General features: G+C 69.9%; 12 protein-coding genes. 4 read left to right on the top strand and 8 right to left on the bottom strand.

All coding sequences use genetic code 11. The annotated features are described in order from the left end of the window. Window positions 1-190: 190 nt before the first annotated feature. Complete coding sequence (locus Pka01_RS20350) at window positions 191-820, bottom strand: GNAT family N-acetyltransferase (protein WP_203884390.1); 630 nt, start codon at window positions 818-820, stop codon at window positions 191-193. 154 nt (window positions 821-974) lie between these two features. Here Pka01_RS20350 and Pka01_RS20345 point away from each other — a divergent pair, with 154 nt between their 5' ends. Beyond that, a complete protein-coding gene (locus Pka01_RS20345; protein ID WP_239115149.1) occupies window positions 975-1,826 on the top strand; it encodes a DUF72 domain-containing protein in 852 nt (283 codons plus the stop codon). Between the two features lie 41 nt (window positions 1,827-1,867). On the opposite strand, the gene Pka01_RS20340 is transcribed toward Pka01_RS20345, so the two are convergent. Then, the gene (locus tag Pka01_RS20340) at window positions 1,868-2,632 is read right to left on the bottom strand and encodes an SDR family oxidoreductase (RefSeq protein ID WP_203884389.1); all 765 of its coding nucleotides are present in this window, start codon (window positions 2,630-2,632) and stop codon (window positions 1,868-1,870) included. A 101-nt stretch (window positions 2,633-2,733) separates the two neighbouring features. On the opposite strand from Pka01_RS20340, the gene Pka01_RS20335 reads away from it, so the two are divergent. Then, window positions 2,734-3,339 (top strand): TetR/AcrR family transcriptional regulator, encoded by a 606-nt coding sequence (locus tag Pka01_RS20335; RefSeq protein ID WP_203884388.1) that lies wholly within the window; start codon window positions 2,734-2,736, stop codon window positions 3,337-3,339. A 199-nt stretch (window positions 3,340-3,538) separates the two neighbouring features. On the opposite strand, the gene Pka01_RS20330 is transcribed toward Pka01_RS20335, so the two are convergent. The 5 genes from Pka01_RS20330 to Pka01_RS20310 form a co-directional block, all read right to left on the bottom strand. Beyond that, a complete protein-coding gene (locus tag Pka01_RS20330; protein WP_203884387.1) occupies window positions 3,539-4,927 on the bottom strand; it encodes a hypothetical protein in 1,389 nt (462 codons plus the stop codon). 214 nt (window positions 4,928-5,141) lie between these two features. Further along, entirely contained in the window at window positions 5,142-5,804 is a 663-nt protein-coding gene (locus tag Pka01_RS20325; RefSeq protein ID WP_203884386.1) for a response regulator, read from the bottom strand. After that, a complete protein-coding gene (locus Pka01_RS20320; protein WP_203884385.1) occupies window positions 5,801-6,970 on the bottom strand; it encodes a sensor histidine kinase in 1,170 nt (389 codons plus the stop codon). Before Pka01_RS20320 ends, Pka01_RS20325 begins: the two co-directional genes overlap by 4 nt. Before the next feature lie 98 nt (window positions 6,971-7,068). Continuing rightward, entirely contained in the window at window positions 7,069-7,653 is a 585-nt protein-coding gene (locus Pka01_RS20315; RefSeq protein ID WP_203884384.1) for a hypothetical protein, read from the bottom strand. Between the two features lie 303 nt (window positions 7,654-7,956). Further along, the gene (locus Pka01_RS20310; RefSeq protein ID WP_308442256.1) at window positions 7,957-10,146 is read right to left on the bottom strand and encodes a transglycosylase domain-containing protein; all 2,190 of its coding nucleotides are present in this window, start codon (window positions 10,144-10,146) and stop codon (window positions 7,957-7,959) included. 229 nt (window positions 10,147-10,375) lie between these two features. On the opposite strand from Pka01_RS20310, the gene Pka01_RS20305 reads away from it, so the two are divergent. Both Pka01_RS20305 and Pka01_RS20300 read left to right on the top strand, forming a co-directional pair. Next, on the top strand, window positions 10,376-11,122 hold the full coding sequence (locus Pka01_RS20305; protein WP_239115148.1) for an ABC transporter ATP-binding protein: 747 nt from the start codon (window positions 10,376-10,378) through the stop codon (window positions 11,120-11,122). Continuing rightward, on the top strand, window positions 11,116-13,533 hold the full coding sequence (locus tag Pka01_RS20300; protein ID WP_203884382.1) for an ABC transporter permease: 2,418 nt from the start codon (window positions 11,116-11,118) through the stop codon (window positions 13,531-13,533). Before Pka01_RS20305 ends, Pka01_RS20300 begins: the two co-directional genes overlap by 7 nt. 35 nt (window positions 13,534-13,568) lie before the next feature. Here Pka01_RS20300 and Pka01_RS20295 read toward each other — a convergent pair whose 3' ends face one another. Next, entirely contained in the window at window positions 13,569-16,253 is a 2,685-nt protein-coding gene (locus tag Pka01_RS20295) for a helix-turn-helix transcriptional regulator (protein ID WP_203884381.1), read from the bottom strand. Window positions 16,254-16,259 lie beyond the last annotated feature (6 nt).

Here is a 16,259-nt window from a genome sequence, read left to right as displayed (position 1 = left end):
CCCACCCCACCCCCGAACAAAAGATTCGAACGTCTATACGAATCATTCCACGGGCACACATGGTGAGCAAGTCATACCTGTGAGTAATTGTGGAGGCTCTCGCCAGGCGTGAATTGCCAATTCGGGTAGGGCGTAGCACTTTAAGCGAATAGCCGTGATTGTGGCCGGTAGAGGGCTGCGTGGCTCCGGCTTATGAGCGCTCCAGCACCCTGGTCAACCGCTGTTCCAGCTGTGACCGAACGTCCGGCCACTCCGTCGCGATGATCGAGTAAACCGCGCTGTCGCGGAGCCGGCCCTCCTCTCCCGGCGCCCACGACTGCGACCAGTTCCGCAGCACCCCTTCGAACCGTGCGCCCGCTTTTTCGATCGCGGCGCGAGACCGCTGGTTGCGTGCGTCCGTCTTCAGATCGACACGTGCCACGTCCCAGTTCTCGAAGGCGTTGCCGAACAACAGCAGCTTGGCTTCGGCGTTCAGTCCGGTGCCCTGAGCCGACGTGGCCAGCCATGTGAACCCGACCTCGACGGCGCACAGGCGGTCCTCCGCCGGCCACATCCGCGGATCCCAGTAGGACGTGGCCCCGACCGCGCGCCCCGTCGACTTGGCCACCTGCGCGTACGGGGCGAGCCGTCCCGTCGCGGCACGGGCGAGTTGCGCGTCTATGTACTGGGCGACCTCATCGGCCCTGGGCACCCAGGTGAACCCGTACGACTGTCGATCCTCCTCCGCCGCCACGGCCAGGTCCGGCGCATGACGATGGTCCAGGGGCTCCAGGCGCACGAGCGCACCTTCCAGGACCGGCGCCTCCAGCTTGAAACTCATCCGCCCCGCCTTCCACACGAAATGGGCACGGCGCCATGAAACCCGCAGGGCGGCCGCCCGCGCGATCCATTTTGGAGAGCGACGTCGGCGGATATCGGTGATCCCGGCGACGCTACGGTGTCCGCGTGCCTCTTCCTGCTCCGCTGGACCGGTCATGAAATTACACGTGGGCTGCGCGATGTGGACGCACGCGCCGTGGCAGGGGCGTCTGCTGCCCCATCCGCTTCCCCCAGGGGAGCGCCTGCGGGCCTATGCCACCTGGTGCAACGCGGTGGAGGGGAACACGACGTTCTACGCGATCCCCGCGAGAAGCGCCGTGGAGTCGTGGGCGCGGCAGACCGCCCCGGACTTCCGTCTCGTGGTGAAGCTGCCCAGGTCGATCACGCATGAGCGGCGGCTGAACGGCGCGGACGAGGAACTGCGTACGTTCCTGGACGCCATCGAGCCGCTCGGGCCGCGGGCCCACGCGCTCTGGATCCAACTGCCGGGCTCGTTCGGTCCGGCCGATCTCGGCGGGCTGGCGGGATTCCTCCGCCGGCTCCCCCGCACGTACAGGTACGCCGTCGAAGTGCGCCACCGCGCGTTCTTCGACGACAGGCGATCCGAAGGACTTCTCGAAAGGGTCCTCGCCGGGGTCGGGGCGGAGTGGATTCCGTTCGACACCGTCACCCTCTTCCGGAGTCCGCCGACCAGCGACGCCGAACGTGACGCGTGGGGGAAGAAACCGCGTGTGCCACGCCGGACGGCCGCGCTCACCGACCGCCCGATCGTCCGCTATCTCGGCAGGGACGCCACCGAGCACACGGTCGAAGGATGGCGGCCCTGGGTCGGCACGGTCACAGAATGGCTGCGGGAGGGCCGCTCGCCGACGGTGTTCATCCACACGCCCGACAACGCCGACGCGCTGACGCTCGCCCGTCGTTTCCATGACGAGGTGCGGGCGCGTCTGCCCGAGGTCGACCCTCTGCCCGAGCCCATTCCGGCCGAGCCGCCGACCCTCTTCTGATCGTCGGCACGGATGCGCCCGGGGCCCGAATTCGCCGCGGGTCAGGCTCCCGCGGCGGACATGCCGCCGTCGACGGTGAAGACGGCTCCGCTGGTGTAGGCGGAGCGGTCGGAGGCGAGGAAGGCGATGAGGTCGGCGATCTCGCGCGGGTCCGCCGCCCGGCCGAGCGGGTAGCCGGCCATGAGGTCGGCGTACGCGTTCTTCTCGCCCGAGCGCTTTTCGAGGAGGGTGAGGATCCGCTCTGTCGCCACCGGTCCGGGGTTCACGCCGACCACGCGGATGCCGTCGTGCAGGCTGCGCCCGCCCAGGGCCCTGGTGAACGCCATGAGGGCCGCGTTGCCGGAACTGCCGGCGATGTAGTTGGAGTCGACCCGCTCTCCGGCGTTGCCGATGTTATTGATGATCACCCCGCGTCCGCGGGCCTTCATCCGCGCGTAGACGAGGCGCGTGAGATCGACGTAGCCGAAGACCTTGAGGTCCCAGCCGTGCCGCCACGCCTTCCCGTCGATGATGTCGAGGGACCCGCCGGGGATGTCGCCCGCGTTGTTGACCAGGATGTCGAGATCCGGCACGTCACCGGCCAGGCGCTCGAGATCCTCCGGCCGCCGCAGGTCGACCGGATGCACGGACACGTCGACGGAATGGGCGGCACGCAGACGGCGCGAGAGGTCGTCGAGCGCGGACTCGTTGCGGGCCGCGAGGTGCAGGTCGCAGCCCTCCTCGGCCAGCGCTTCCGCGGTCGCGGCGCCGATGCCCTTCGAGGAGCCGGTGATGAGCGCGCGTCTGCCGCGCAGATTCAGATCCATCGCATCCCCCGTGTGTGCGACGTTCGAGCAGTTGACGAAACCATAGGTTCCGTCAAAGCTTTGCCGGAACTCATGGTTTCGTCAAATGGTAGGGTCGGCACGTGTCGCCCGAACTCGCTCGTGAGCCTGTCGCGCCCCGTCCTCACACGGGACGCCGGCGCAATCCCGCGGTGCGCCAGGCCGTGCTGGACCGCGCCGCGGAACTGCTCGCCGGTCCGGACGGCATGGCGGTCTCGATCGACGCCATCGCCCAGGCCGCGGGCGTCAGCAAGCACACGATCTATCGATGGTGGCCGTCCAAGGGCGCGGTGCTGCTGGAGGCGACGGTCGAGCGCGCTCAGAAAGAGGTGACCGTCCCCGACACCGGCGCACTCACCACGGACCTCGAGGCCTTCCTCGCGGACACCTTCCGTGCGGTGGACGAGGTGGCTCCCCTGCTGCGCGGCCTCATGGCCGAAGCCATGCGGGACACCGTGGCCGCCGACGGAATGCGCGAATTCATCTCCGCCCGGAGAAACGAACTCCGCGGCCTCCTTGTCCGAGGTCTGGACCGCGGGGAACTGCCGGCCGAAACCGACCTGGAAATGACGATCGACCAGATCTACGGGCTGATGTGGTACCGGATTCTGATCGCCCGCTCCCCGGTGACCGCCGACGTGGCGACCCGGCTGGCCCGGGCGGTCACCAGGCCTGGGGCGCCCGGGTGAGGCGTGGACACCTCAGTTCTCTATCGGCCGTTTGAACCAGAGCACGACCGGAGAGTGGTCGGGATACGCGGCGCTCACCATTTCCCAGCCGCCCCTGCCCAGCTCCGCGATGAAACGGCTGCGGGCGCCGTAGCGGACCGAAGGTGCCGGGCCGGCACCCGAACGGCACCGGCCCGACGTGATCGGTTCCCGACTCGGGTCAGCGCACGTCGACGTAGTCCTTGATGCTGTGGGCGTTGACGTACGTCGAGCTGAAAGTCTCCCAGGTCGCGCTCCAGCTGCCGTCCTTCACCGCAACGAACTTCTTGCTGAACTGGCCCTTGGAATTGATGACGGTGTTTCCCATGTACTTGGCGGTCTTGCTCCCCTTGGCCTGGAAGTAGAAGTCGACCCGGCGCTTGGTCATATGGACGAACCTGCTGCCGGAAAGCTTCTGCAGCGTGCCCTTCACGGTGATGGCGCGGCCCTTGCGAACCGGCTCCGGTGAGGCGTTGAAGCCGGTGATCCGGGTCTCGACGCGGGAATGGTGGACGACTCTGCTGTAGGCCGCCAGGAAGTCGGTCTGGGCGGGGAAATACAGCCGCCAGTAGCCCTTGGGATGAGGGACCGGCACTTTCGGCAGAAAGCCGCCCATTTTACTGGGCGTGATCGAGCCGACGGTCTTCCAGCCGGTCTTGCCGTTGCTCGACTGCTGGAGATAGACCTTGCGGCTCGGCGGCTGCTTGATGCCGCTGGTGGAAAAGCTGCCCTCGATCTCCAATTGGGAGAATCTGTTGAGCCTGCTGTAGCACAGGCAGAGAAACACCTTGTTGACGACGTCGACTTTGACCGTCGCCTTGGCCGGGGCGAGGAAGGGACTCGGCTCGTAGTCCATGGTCGCGTACGAGGTGGTCTCTACGGTCCAGGGTCCGTCGTCGCTGATGAGGTTGGGGAGGGTGACGCTGAAACGGCCGTCTGAGCGCGACTTGCTCTTCGTGTGGAAGTCGTACTCCACGGAGACGCCGGGGGCGGGCTTCCAGGTCGCACCGTCGAGGAATTCGACCACCCCGCGAATCGTGAGCTTCGTCCCGTAGTTGAACCGCTGGGTCGGCTTGTCCAACCTGATCCGGGTCTTGTTGACCGTGGAGGGCACGGTGACCGAATTGAAGGTGACGAAATTCCCGCTCGCCACGTCGGGGTCGTACGCCTTGACGCTGATGGTCATGGGCTTACCCGGATTGAGCGGCATCGCGGTGAGCCGGTAACTCCCGTCGGCCTCGGTGGTCGTGTATCCCGCCATGGAGCCGTCGATCCACAGCCAAACGCCCGCTGACTGGTGCGGCCCCTCGATTCCGGTGGTGGGGTCGGTCCGGAGGAGCCTGCCGGTCGCGGTCACCCGCGGGTGCAGGAAGTCGAGCTTGGACGGAGTGACCTTCTGATCGACGGCTCGGATCGTCCGGCTGTAGACGACGCCGGTCGCCCGTGCCGAGGCCGGCGCGGGGACGGCCGTCGTCGACGCGTCGGAGGCGAGGGCCGCTGAAGGCGCGACCAGTATGGAGGCGGACAGCGCCGCCGTCAGCACCGCGGAGAGGGGGGTGGTGCTTCTCACTGACTTTTGATCTCCATGAAGGGGTGAAAGGGCGATGCGGACGCGAGGGTTCCACCGGGTCAGGGGCACGCTCATCGGGTCCGTGCGGTTGGACGCGCCAGAACGATCTAGAGATTACCCGTCGAGACCGTCATTTCGGCAACCAGGTATTAGAGCCATTAAGAATGTGAGAATTCCGGACGAAAAAGAACAATCGCCTCCTGTTCCTCCGGGGCTACCCGCCGGGGACAGTGAGGCCGGTCTCGTAGGCCGCGATCACCGCCTGCACCCGATCGCGCAGCCCGAGCTTGGTGAGGACGTTGCTGACGTGCGTCTTGACCGTGTGCTCGCTGAGCACCATCTCGACGGCGATCTCCGCGTTGGACAGGCCGCGCGCGATCATCCGGAGTGTCTCCTGCTCGCGCGCCGTCAGTACGGCGAGCCGTTCCGTGGACGGTGCGAAGGGGCGGGCGACGGTCCTGGAGGTGAACTCGGCGATCAGCTTTCTGGTGACCGACGGGGCGAGGAGTGAGTCTCCCGCCGCCACCACCCGCACCGCGTGGACGAGATCGTCACGACGTACGTCCTTGAGCAGGAACCCGCTCGCGCCCGCACGCAAGGCGTCGTAGACGTAGTCGTCCAGGTCGAAGGTCGTCAACATGACCACTCGGCAGTCGGTCTCCGCGGACACGATGCCGGCGGCCTCGATTCCGTCCATCGTGGGCATGCGGATGTCGAGGAGCAGCACGTCAGGCCGGTGTTCGCGGACCGCGGCGACGGCCTCGGCCCCGTCGCCCGCCTCGGCGACCACCTCGATGTCGGCCTGGGCGTCGAGGATCATGCTGAACCCGGCGCGCACCAGCTCCTGGTCGTCGGCGACCACCACCCTCACGGTCATGCCGGCACCGATTCCGCGAGCGGGAGCCGTACGAGCACCTGGAAGCCCGGCCCGTCGGAGCGGGGACCCACGGTCGCCGAGCCGCCCAGGGCGCTCGCGCGCTCCTGGATGCCGATCAGGCCGTTCCCGCCGGAGGGGAAGGACGTGTCCGAACCCCGGCCGTCGTCGGTAATGCTGATCATGAGTGTGTCGTCCTGCCAGATGAGCCGGATGTCGGCGCGGGTGGCGCCGGCGTGCTTGACGATGTTCGTGAGGGCTTCCTGCGCCACCCGGTAGGCGGCCACCTCGATGTCGGGGAGCAACGGCCTCGGCTCACCGGACGAGGAGAAGACCACGTCGAGCCCGGTGCCTGCGACCTGGTCGGACAGCCCGGCGAGGTCGTCGAGGGTCGGCTGCGGTGCTCGCGGGCCCGTGTCCTCCTTGAGCGCGCTCAGCATGCGGCGGAGCTGGACCATGGCGTCCCTGCCCGCTGCGGCGATCGCGTCGAACGCAGCCTCCGCGCGGGCGGGATCGTTCCTGACCACGACGGGGCCCGCCTCGGCCTGCACCACCATGAGGCTGACCGCGTGGGCGAGGATGTCGTGCATGTCCCGGGCGATCCGGGCCCGCTCGCGCTCGGCCGACCGCTCGGCCTCGGCCCGGCGTTCGTGTTCCAGTTGGACGGCTCGCTCCTCCAGCGCCGCGGCGTACGCGCGGGAGGCGGCGGAGGCGCGGCCGACGGCGTACGCGGCGACGAACAGCACGATGCCGCGCAGCGCGGTGTCCGAGGAGCCGACCAGAAGCAGGCCGCCGCCAGTGGTGACGACCAGGACGACCACGCGGCGCACTGGTGGCGAGTAGGCCGCGACGGTGTAGAGCGCGATGAGACCGCCGTACCAGATCGGTTGTGCGGCGACCTGGTCCGCCAGGTCGTAGAGGGAGGTCGCGATGACGCTGGCGAGCAGCGCGGTCACCGGCGCCCGGCGTCTCCAGACGATCGGTACGGCGGAGGCGACCACCACCACGTAGCCCCACCGGTCCCATGGTCCGCCGGAGGGATTCGACCGGGACAGGAGCGGCCACATCTGCACGACCAGCACCAGTACGGCGAGCGCCGCGTCCACCCCCAGCGGGGGGAGGGAACGCAACCGGCTGTGCGCCGGGGCGAGAAACGGCAAAGCGGACACGAGGCTCAATTTTCCCCCTCTTCCGGACCATTCAGTACGCGGAGCCGGCGAAAACGCCGACGGGGCGGCCCGGGGACGGGCCGCCCAAAAGGTGTTCGTCACGCGGCGACGGGAGCGGGCCCGGCGGTGCGGGAGACCAGGCCGGCGAGCGGGATGAACGCGACGAGCAGGAAGAGGGCGCCGAGCGGCATGAGGTCCTTGTCGAGGTTCGGCACGACGCAGTCGAGCAGGACCAGGACCGACGTCCAGGCCTTGACGCGACGCTGGACGGCGAGCTGGGTGGCGAGCGCGAACTGGCCGATGAAGAAGAAGACCGGGACGACGGTGTAGACCGCGAACAGGACGCCGGGAACGGCTTGGATGCGTTCGAAATGGACGCCCATGGCGGCGTGGTCGGCCGAGAGGAAGCCGACGATCATGTCGATGACGAACTGTGCGCTGAGCGACAGGATGCCGACGATCCCGATCGTGGCGCTCACTGTGGACAAGGTGTTGCTTCCAGCCATCCGACGCATGTGCACGAAGGTCACGACGAACATGGTCAGGGCGCCCAGGAAGGCGAGGTGACCGGTGGTCCAGGCGAGGCCGGGGCCCCGGCTGCCGTCCAGCCCGTCGAGAATCCGGATCACTCCGTAGGCCATGGTGAGCAGGGGTGCTGCGACGAACGCGATTCTGGGGTTCATTCTGGGGACTCCCTCAGCGGTTTCCTTAACGCCTCAATGGTGGATTTCTCCAGCTCAAAGGGCATCGCCGAAGAGAGCCATTTCGCCGCTCCCTCTCAGGAGGGGGGTCCGTCTCCCGCGCATCGGTGGGGTCCCCCGTACGCGGGAGTCGCCGTACGGAAGCCGTACGGAAGCCGTACGGAAGAGGACACGGAAAACGAGAGGAACCACGGAAAACACGGAGACACGGAAAACACGGAGACACGGAAAACACGGAGGGCGGGCGTCGTCGACGCCCGCCCTCCTTTTCACCGCTCCGTCGTGTCAGCCGGCGGTGCCGTCGGTCTTGGGGCCGCCGGTCGCCTGACCGCCGTTGGGTCCGCCGGGACCGCCGCCGGGACCGCCGGGCTTGCCGTCCGGATTCTCGGGACCGCCCTCGTGCTCCGGCTCCTCGTTCCTGGGCGCGCAACTGTTGCCGCAGCCGCCGAAGCGTGCGGTGTTCACCGGGGTGAAGTCCGTGGCCTTGATGCCCTTCAGGGCATCGATCATGGTGTACTTCCAGATCCGGCCGGAGATGTCCGCACCGAACACCGAGCCGTACGTGGTGCCGCCGATGGTCACGTTGTTCAGCTTGTGGGTGGCCGCTCCGCGGGGGTCGCCCAGGCTCACCGCGCCGGCGAGGTCGGGGGTGAATCCGGCGAACCACGCGGTCGAGGAGTCGTCACTGGTGCCGGTCTTGCCGGCGGCGTCGCGGCCGATGCCGCCGACGGCGCTCATGGTGCCCGAAGGGCCGAAGACTCCCGTGAGGATGTTCGCGGCGGCGTCGGCGACCTCGGGGTCCAGTTCCCGCTTGCACTTCGGCTTGTACGTCGTGGTCTTGCCGTTGCGGTCGGTGATCGCGGTGACGGCCTGGGGCGGGCAGTACATGCCGCGCGCGCCGATGGTCGCGTAGGCGGTGGCGAGGGTCACCGGGTCCATCTCGTTGATGCCGAGCGTGAAGGTCTCGTACTCCTGCAGCGGCTGGCCGTCGGCGCGCTTGATGCCCAGCGACTTGGCGGTCTTGACCACGTTGCACAGGCCGACCCGCTGCTCAAGCGACACGAAGAACGTGTTGACCGACTCCCAGGTGCCGGTCTGCAGGGTCTTGAACCCGCCCGACCCCTCGTCGTTGGTGACGGTGTGGGTCGGGTCGCCGATGCTCTCGCCCTTGCAGTTCTTGAAGGCGGCGTAGCCGGGCGCGGTGTAGCCCGCGGGGCTCTGGATCCCGTCATTGAGCTTCCAGCCCTGCTTGAGCGCGGTGAGCAGCGTGAACACCTTGAAGGTCGATCCGGCCTGGAAGCCCGTGCCGCCGCCGTGGGCGACGTTGGCCACCACGTTGTAGGAGATCTGCTTCTTGCGCTTGTTGGTGCCGTACTTCCGGCTGGCGGCCATGGCCTTGATCTGGCCGGTCCCCGGCTCGACGAGTGCTTCGGACGCGACCGGGTTGTCGGTGGCGTAGACGCGGTCCTTGATCGCCTTGTCCGCCGCGGCCTGCATCTTCGGGTCGAGCGTGGTCTTGATGGTCAGGCCGCCGCGCTTGAGGAACTGGTCGCGGGTGTCGGCCGTCTTGCCGAAGGCGGCGAACGCGGGGTTGGTGAGGATGTCGGCGCGCACGTACATGCAGAAGTAGGGGTACTTGCTGGACTCGCATCCGCCGGGGAGCGGGGTGTCCTTGTACCCGAGCGGCTTCTTCTTGGCCGCCGCGGCCTGCTGCGGGGTGATCTTCTTGAGCTCGGCCATCCGGTCGAGCACGGTGTTGCGCCGCGCCAGCAGCCGGTCCTGGCTCTTCTTCCCGGCCGAGGGGTCGGTGCTGTTGGGCTGCTGTACGGCTCCCGCCAGCGTCGCCGCCTGGGTCAGGTTCAGCTTGGACGCCGACACTCCGAAGAACCGCTTGGCCGCGGCCTCGATCCCGTTGGCCCCCGCGCCGAAGTAGGCGATGTTGAGGTACTTCTCCAGGATCTGGTCCTTGGTGTACTTCCGCTCCATGCCCATCGCGTACCGGAGTTCGCTGAGCTTGCGACCGTAGCTCGGCTGGAGGGCCTCCTCCTGCTCCTCCTTGGTCGTGGCCTTGTTGAGCATCACCTGCTTGACGTACTGCTGGGTGATGCTGGAGCCCCCCTGGCTCACGCCACCCGCGATCACGTTCTTCGACAGGGCGCGGACCGTTCCCTCGATGTCGATCGGCCCGTGCTGGTAGTAGCGGTAGTCCTCGATCGAGATGATCGCCGTCTTCATGACGTCGGCCACATGGTCGAGCGAGACGCTCACCCGGTACTGGTCGTAGAACTGGGCGATCTGGTGACCGTTCGCGTCCACCACGGTCGACTTCTCGGGCAGCGGAGGTTCCACGAGATCGGCCGGATTGATGTCCAGGTCGTTCGACGCGGTCACGATCCCGACGCCGATGCCGCCCACCGCCGGCAACGAGATCCCCGCCACCAGGGCGCCCCCGGCGACCCCGAGTGCCAGGAGCAACGCGACGCCTCGACCTACCTCTGTCCGAAATATCCCCCGTGTTGGCATACACGCCAGGTTATTAGCCCCAAGTGAGTCGTGTGGCTGTCATGGAACGGAAAAGCAGGATCAGATTCGGCCATATCGAGATCGACTTCCGGACCGCGACTGGTCACTCGTCCGATACCGGACGGACATTCGTCTCCGTAGCTTTCCAGTCCCGAGCACCTCGCTGACATGGACGGACGGGATGGCTGTGCAACTCATGGAGGGCCTCGACACCGCGGTGGAGTTGGTGTCGGTCACCAAGCTCTATCCCCACGGAGTCACCGCGCTCGACGACGTGACGATCGGTTTCCGCCATGGCACCTTCACCGCCGTGATGGGGCCGTCCGGGTCGGGCAAGTCGACGCTGCTGCAGTGCGCCGCGGGACTGGACAAGGCGTCCTCGGGCCGGGTCACGGTCGGCGGCACGGACCTGACGTCGCTGAGCGAGCGGAAGCTGACGCTGCTGCGGCGCAACCGGATCGGGTTCGTGTTCCAGGCGTTCAACCTCCTGCCCTCGTTGACGGCGGCGCAGAACGTGGGACTGCCGATGCGTCTCGCCGGGCGCCGTCCCGATCACGACGTGGTCCGGCACAGTCTGGCCGCTGTGGGGCTGGAGGACCGGGCGGACCACCGTCCGGCCGAACTGTCCGGCGGACAACAGCAGCGGGTGGCCATCGCCCGTGCGCTGGTGACCCGGCCCGCCGTGCTGTTCGGCGACGAGCCGACGGGCGCCCTGGACACCAACACCAGCCGCGACGTGTTGCGACTGCTGCGCTCCCTCGTCGACAGGCACGCGCAGACGGTCGTGATGGTCACCCACGATCCCGCGGCCGCGGCGTACGCCGACCGTGTGGTGTTCCTGGCCGACGGCCGGATCTGCGGGGAACTCGCCGACCCGACCGCTGAGGTCGTGGCCTCCCGGATGCTGGCCCTGGAGGAGTCGTGCTGACCATCGCGCTGACCACTCTGCGCACCCGCCTCACGTCGTTCGTCGGCACGTTCGTCGCCCTCGCGCTCGGCGCGGGGCTGATCGCCGCGATGGGCCAGGTCCTGGACACGACCGTCGGGTCGCCCGACCGGGGCCCGCAGCGGTACGCGGCGGCGCCCGTCGTGGTGGTGGCCGACGACCGGCTCGTCGTCGACACCTGGCGTGGGCCGCAGAGCGCGCCGCTGGCCGAGCCGCGCGGCGTGCCCGCGGACCTCGCCGCCACCCTGCCCGGAGCGGTCGTGGACCGGGTCTTCCCCGCCCGGCTCTCCGGTGGCCCCGCCTCCGTCGGACGGCCCTGGTCCGCCGCGCGTACGGTGCCGCAGCGGCTCCTCGCCGGCCGGGCCCCCGCAGCCGACCAGGAGATCGCGGTGAGCGCCGGGGCCGGAGTCGGGGACCGGGTCCAGGTGGTCACCGCCGATGGCGCCGAGCCGTACACGGTGGTGGGGGTCACGGACGCGGGACCGCAGGCGACGGTGTTCTTCACCGACGCCCGGGCCGCGCGGCTCTCGCCGCGGATCGACGCGCTCGCCCTGTGGCGGCCGGCCCAGGAGGTGCGCGCCGCCGTCGCGGACAGGGCGGTGGTGCTCACCGGGAATGATCGTGCCCGAGTGGACCCCACCCGCGAAGGCGACGAGCGGGCCCGCAACAACGCCGCCACGATCGTCGGCATCGCGGCCGGGTTCGCCGTGTTCATCGCCGTCTTCGTGGTCTCCTCGACGTTCGCGTTCGCGGTGGCGCAGCGGCGGCGGGAGTTCGCCCTGCTGCGCACGGTCGGCGCTACCCGCCGTCAGGTGCGCCGCATGGTGTACGGCGAGGCGGGTTTCGTGGCGGTGGCCGCGTCGGCGCTGGGGGCGGTGGCGGGGCCCTTCGCCTCCGGCCCGATCCTGGACTGGCTGACCGCTTCGGGGATGGCGCCCGCGTGGCTGACACCGAGCCACGCGGTCTGGCCGTCGGTCGTCGCGTTCACGACCGGCGTGGCGGTCGCGATGCTGGGAGTGGCGGTGGCCGCCCGCAGGGCGGGGAGCGTCCACCCGGCCGAGGCGATGCGTGAGACGGTCGTCGAGGCACGGGCGATGACCTGGGGCCGGTGGATCGTGGGAGGCGGACTGTTCGGCGCCGCACTGGTCGGCATGGGTGTGACGGCGGTCGCCGACCCCTCCGGGGCGTCCAACGACAAGTCGTTCATGCCGATCGTGATGCTTCTCGTCGCCGGTGTCGGGCTGCTCGCCCCGGCCGTGGTCCGACCGGTCACCCGCCTGCTGGCCGGGCCGCTCGCGCGCCTGCGCGGCGCGGGCGGCACCCTGGTGCCCGCCGCCGCTGCCGCCTCCACCCGGCAGACCGCCGCGACGGCGGCCCCCGTGCTGATCGCCGTGGGCCTGGCGGCCGCGCTGCTCGGCGCCGCCGCGATGACGGACGACGCGAAGACGGCCATGGAGTCCGCACCTGTCCGGGCCGACTACGTGGTGCTCCCCACCGGCGCGGCGGGCCTGGACAGGCAGCTTGTGCGGCGCCTTCGCGCGATCCCCGGTGTGGACGTCGCCCCCGTGGCTCCCACCAGCGTCTACACCCTCGAGGGTGCCACCGCGCTCATCCGGCGGCCCACCGAGGCCGTCGACCCGGCCACGCTCGCGACCACGCTGGACCCGCCGGTGGCCGGGGGATCGCTCACGGGCCTGAACGACGGCACCATCGTGGTCTCCGAGACGTGGGAGCGGAGGCTCGGTGAGACGGTGAAGTTGTGGCAGGCGGACGGCAGCGAGGTCTCCCTCACGGTGGTGGGACTGCTCGGAGCCGGCGCGCAGGCGGACTCCTACATCACACCGGCGCACGCCTTCTCCGCGCCCGTGACCACGGCCTATGTGAAGCTGCGGCCCGGCGCGTCCCGGACGACCGTTCAGGCGATGCTGGAGCAGGCCACCGCGGGGCACAACGCACGGGCGCTCACCAAGGCGCGATGGGCGGATGAGGGCGGCGACCGCCGCGGCTCAGCCAGCCGACTCGGGCTGCTGGCGGTCCTCGGCATCATCCTCGCCTACACCGCGATCGCGCTGGTCAACACGTTGCTGATGGCGGCGTCCGACCATGCGGCGGAACGGGGGGCGCTGCGCCTACTCGGCGCCACGCGCGCCCAGGTGGTGCGCTACGTCATCGGAGAGGCGTTGCTGGTCGTGACCATCGGGGTGATCCTGGCCGGTGGCGTGGCCGCGGTCAGTCTGGGCGGTCTGTGGGTGTCACTGGTCCAGATCGCCGGGCCCCTCGCCATCAGCCTGCCCTGGCCGGCGGTCGGCGCGGTGACGGGAGGATGCGTCGTCCTCGCCGTGCTCGCGTCGGTCACACCCGTTCTGACACGCGCCCGGGGAGACCTGATCTAGGCCGACATGACCTGGGAGACGCCTCAGTACTCGCCTCAGTACTCGCCCAGGTCCAGCCGCGCGAGCTCGATCCTGGAGGCGACGCCGAGCTTGGGGAAGGCCCGGTACAGGTGGTAGCTCACGGTTTTCGGGCTGACGAAGAGCCGGGCGCCGATCTCCTTGTTGGTCAGGCCCGTGACGGCCAGCCGTACGATCTGCAGTTCCTGCGGGGACAGGTCGGCGAGCCGGTCGGGCGCGGCGGACGGCGCCGTGGCCTCGCCCGCGGCGCGCAACTCGGCGCCCGCCCGCTCGGCCCACGGGCGCGCGCCGAGCCGGTGGAAGATCTCCAGAGCGGACCGCAGGTGGGCGCGGGCCTCCCGCTTACGGCGCTCACGGCGCAGCCATTCGCCGTACAGCAGCTCGGTTCTCGCGCGTTCCATGGGCCGTTCGCCCGGCCCATGGAGGCGCAGGGCGGCCGTGAAATGTTCCTCGCCGCCCTCCACCAGGGCTCGGCAACGCAGCAGCACCGCGTCGGACCAGTCCCGCCGGGCGGCGGCAGCCCACTCCGCGAACCTCGCCAGGGGCTCCTTCGCACGGTCGGGACTGCCGGCTCGGACGGCCGCCTCGACCTGGTCGGCCGCGAAGTGTACCGCCTGGATCTGGTGGCGCACCGGCCCGGCCAGCACGTCGTCGAGACGGTCCACGGCCTCCACGTTGCGTCCCCGGCTCAGATCGAGCATGGCCGCCGCCCACTGCGCCCAGGCCAGGCCGTTGGCGATCCCCGTCGCGGCGTAGTGCTCGGCGCACAGCCCGGCCAGCTCCGCGCAGCGGACGTCGTCCCCTTCCACCGCGGCCACCCAGGCGAGGATGCCCTCCAGGTATCCGGTCCGGTGAGGCTGACCGATGTCCGTGGCGATGCGCAGCCCTTCGGACGCGTCGGCGAGCGCGCTCCTGAACCGGCCCTGGTAGAGCTCGGCGGAGGCGAGCGTGACGTAGGCGACCGGCAGGAAGCCGGCCACGCCCCCGGTCCTGCACTCCTCGACGACACCGGCGGAGATCTCCCGCTGCGCGGCGAAGTCGCCGACGAGTCCGGCCACGAACGCGCCGTTGATCCGCAACCCGTACGAGCCCTGCCTGATCCGACGGGCGTCCTCCACCAGCGGGCGCATGCCCGACAGCGCTCCGGCCGGGCCCAGGTTGAGCGAGTCCGACGCCGCGGCGACCGCGTTGACGGCGGTGTCCAGGCCGTCCTCCGGCCGCAGCCGCAGCGCGCGCAGCCGTACGGCGGCCTCTCCCAGGCGCTCGGGGTCACTGAGCTGCCACGCGTTGCGGCCCGCGTCGACCAGCATGAGGCCGGCGGTCACCGGATCCAGGTCGGCGACCTGCTGTGCCCCCCACACCAGGAGGTCGTGCGCGGTGTGGACCGAGCCGCGTTCGAAGGCGACCCTGGCCCGTAACTCGGCGAGCCTGGCGACTGATCGTGGATCGTCCGCGTATCGGCCGGCACGCTCGGCGAGCCCCTGTGCCCGTTCGGGTGATCCTGCGTCGGCCGCCGCGACGGCGGCCGCCGTCAGCCGTTCGGCCAGGAGGGACCGGTCGGCGGTCAACTCGGCGGCCCGTTCCAGCGCGGTCGCGGCAGCGGCGTGACCGTTCCGCTCCCTGGCGCGTTCCGCACTCTTCTCCAGCGCGGTGGCGGCCCGCTCGTCCGGGCCGAGGGCCACCGCGGCCAGGTGCCAGGCCTGCTGATCTTCCTGGCCGTCCAGCGCCTCGGCGAGCGCGCCGTGTACGGCGAAACGCTGGTCGAAGGTGCCCGAGTGGAAGGCGGCGGCACGCATCAGAGGATGGACGAAGCTCACCGTGGCCCCGGTGAGCGAGAGGAAACCGGCATGTTCCGCGACGCCCAGCGCCTCGGCCCCGATGCCGAGCGCGGCCCCCGCACGCAGCAGCACGCCGAGGTCGCCGGCGGTCTCGGCCGCGGCGAGCAGGATCATCAGCCGGGCACCGTGCGGAAGACCGGCGAGGCGTGCCCCGTACGCCTCCTGGATCCTGCCGGGCAGCGGGAGCGGGCTGTGGGCGTCGGCCGTACGAGGCAACTCGATCAGGGCCAGGGGGTTGCCGCCGCTCTCATCGAGGATCCGTGCCCTGAACCCCTCGGGCAGGTCGGGCGCGCGTTCCGACAGGAGGGCGGCGGCCGCCTCGGCGTCCAGCGGATCGAGACGCGACGACGGCAGCCCTGGCGACCGGAAGCCGTCCCGTGCGGCGAAGACCAGCGCGATCCCCTCGGCGTCAAGGCGCCTGGCCGCGAACAGCAGGGCGTCCGCCGACGGCCGGTCCAGCCAGTGGGCATCGTCCACCAGACACACGATCGGGCCTTGTTCCGCCGTCTCCGCCAGGAGGGAGAGCGTCGCGAGGCCGATGAGGAAGCGGTCCTCGCCGGCCGCCCCGGAGAGCCCGAGCGCCCCCTTCAAGGCGTTGGCCTGTGGTTCGGGGAGCGCGGAGACGGAGGCGAGCACGGGCCGGAGCAACTGGTGCAGTGCGGCGAACGGCAGCTCCGCCTCGGTCTCCACACCGGTGCTGCGCAGGATGCGCAACCCGGAGGCCCGCGCGGCGGCGTATCCGAGGAGGGCGGTCTTGCCGATACCCGGATCGCCGTAGACGACGAGGACCCCGCTGCGTCCCGCGCGTGCGCCGTCGAGCAGGTCGTCGATGACGCGCTGATCGTCGTTCCGGCCTTGAAGCATGACCAG

It is taken from the genome of Planotetraspora kaengkrachanensis, assembly GCF_016862895.1.
Taxonomy (GTDB): domain Bacteria; phylum Actinomycetota; class Actinomycetes; order Streptosporangiales; family Streptosporangiaceae; genus Planotetraspora; species Planotetraspora kaengkrachanensis.
This window is presented reverse-complemented; position numbering and strand designations above follow the sequence as displayed.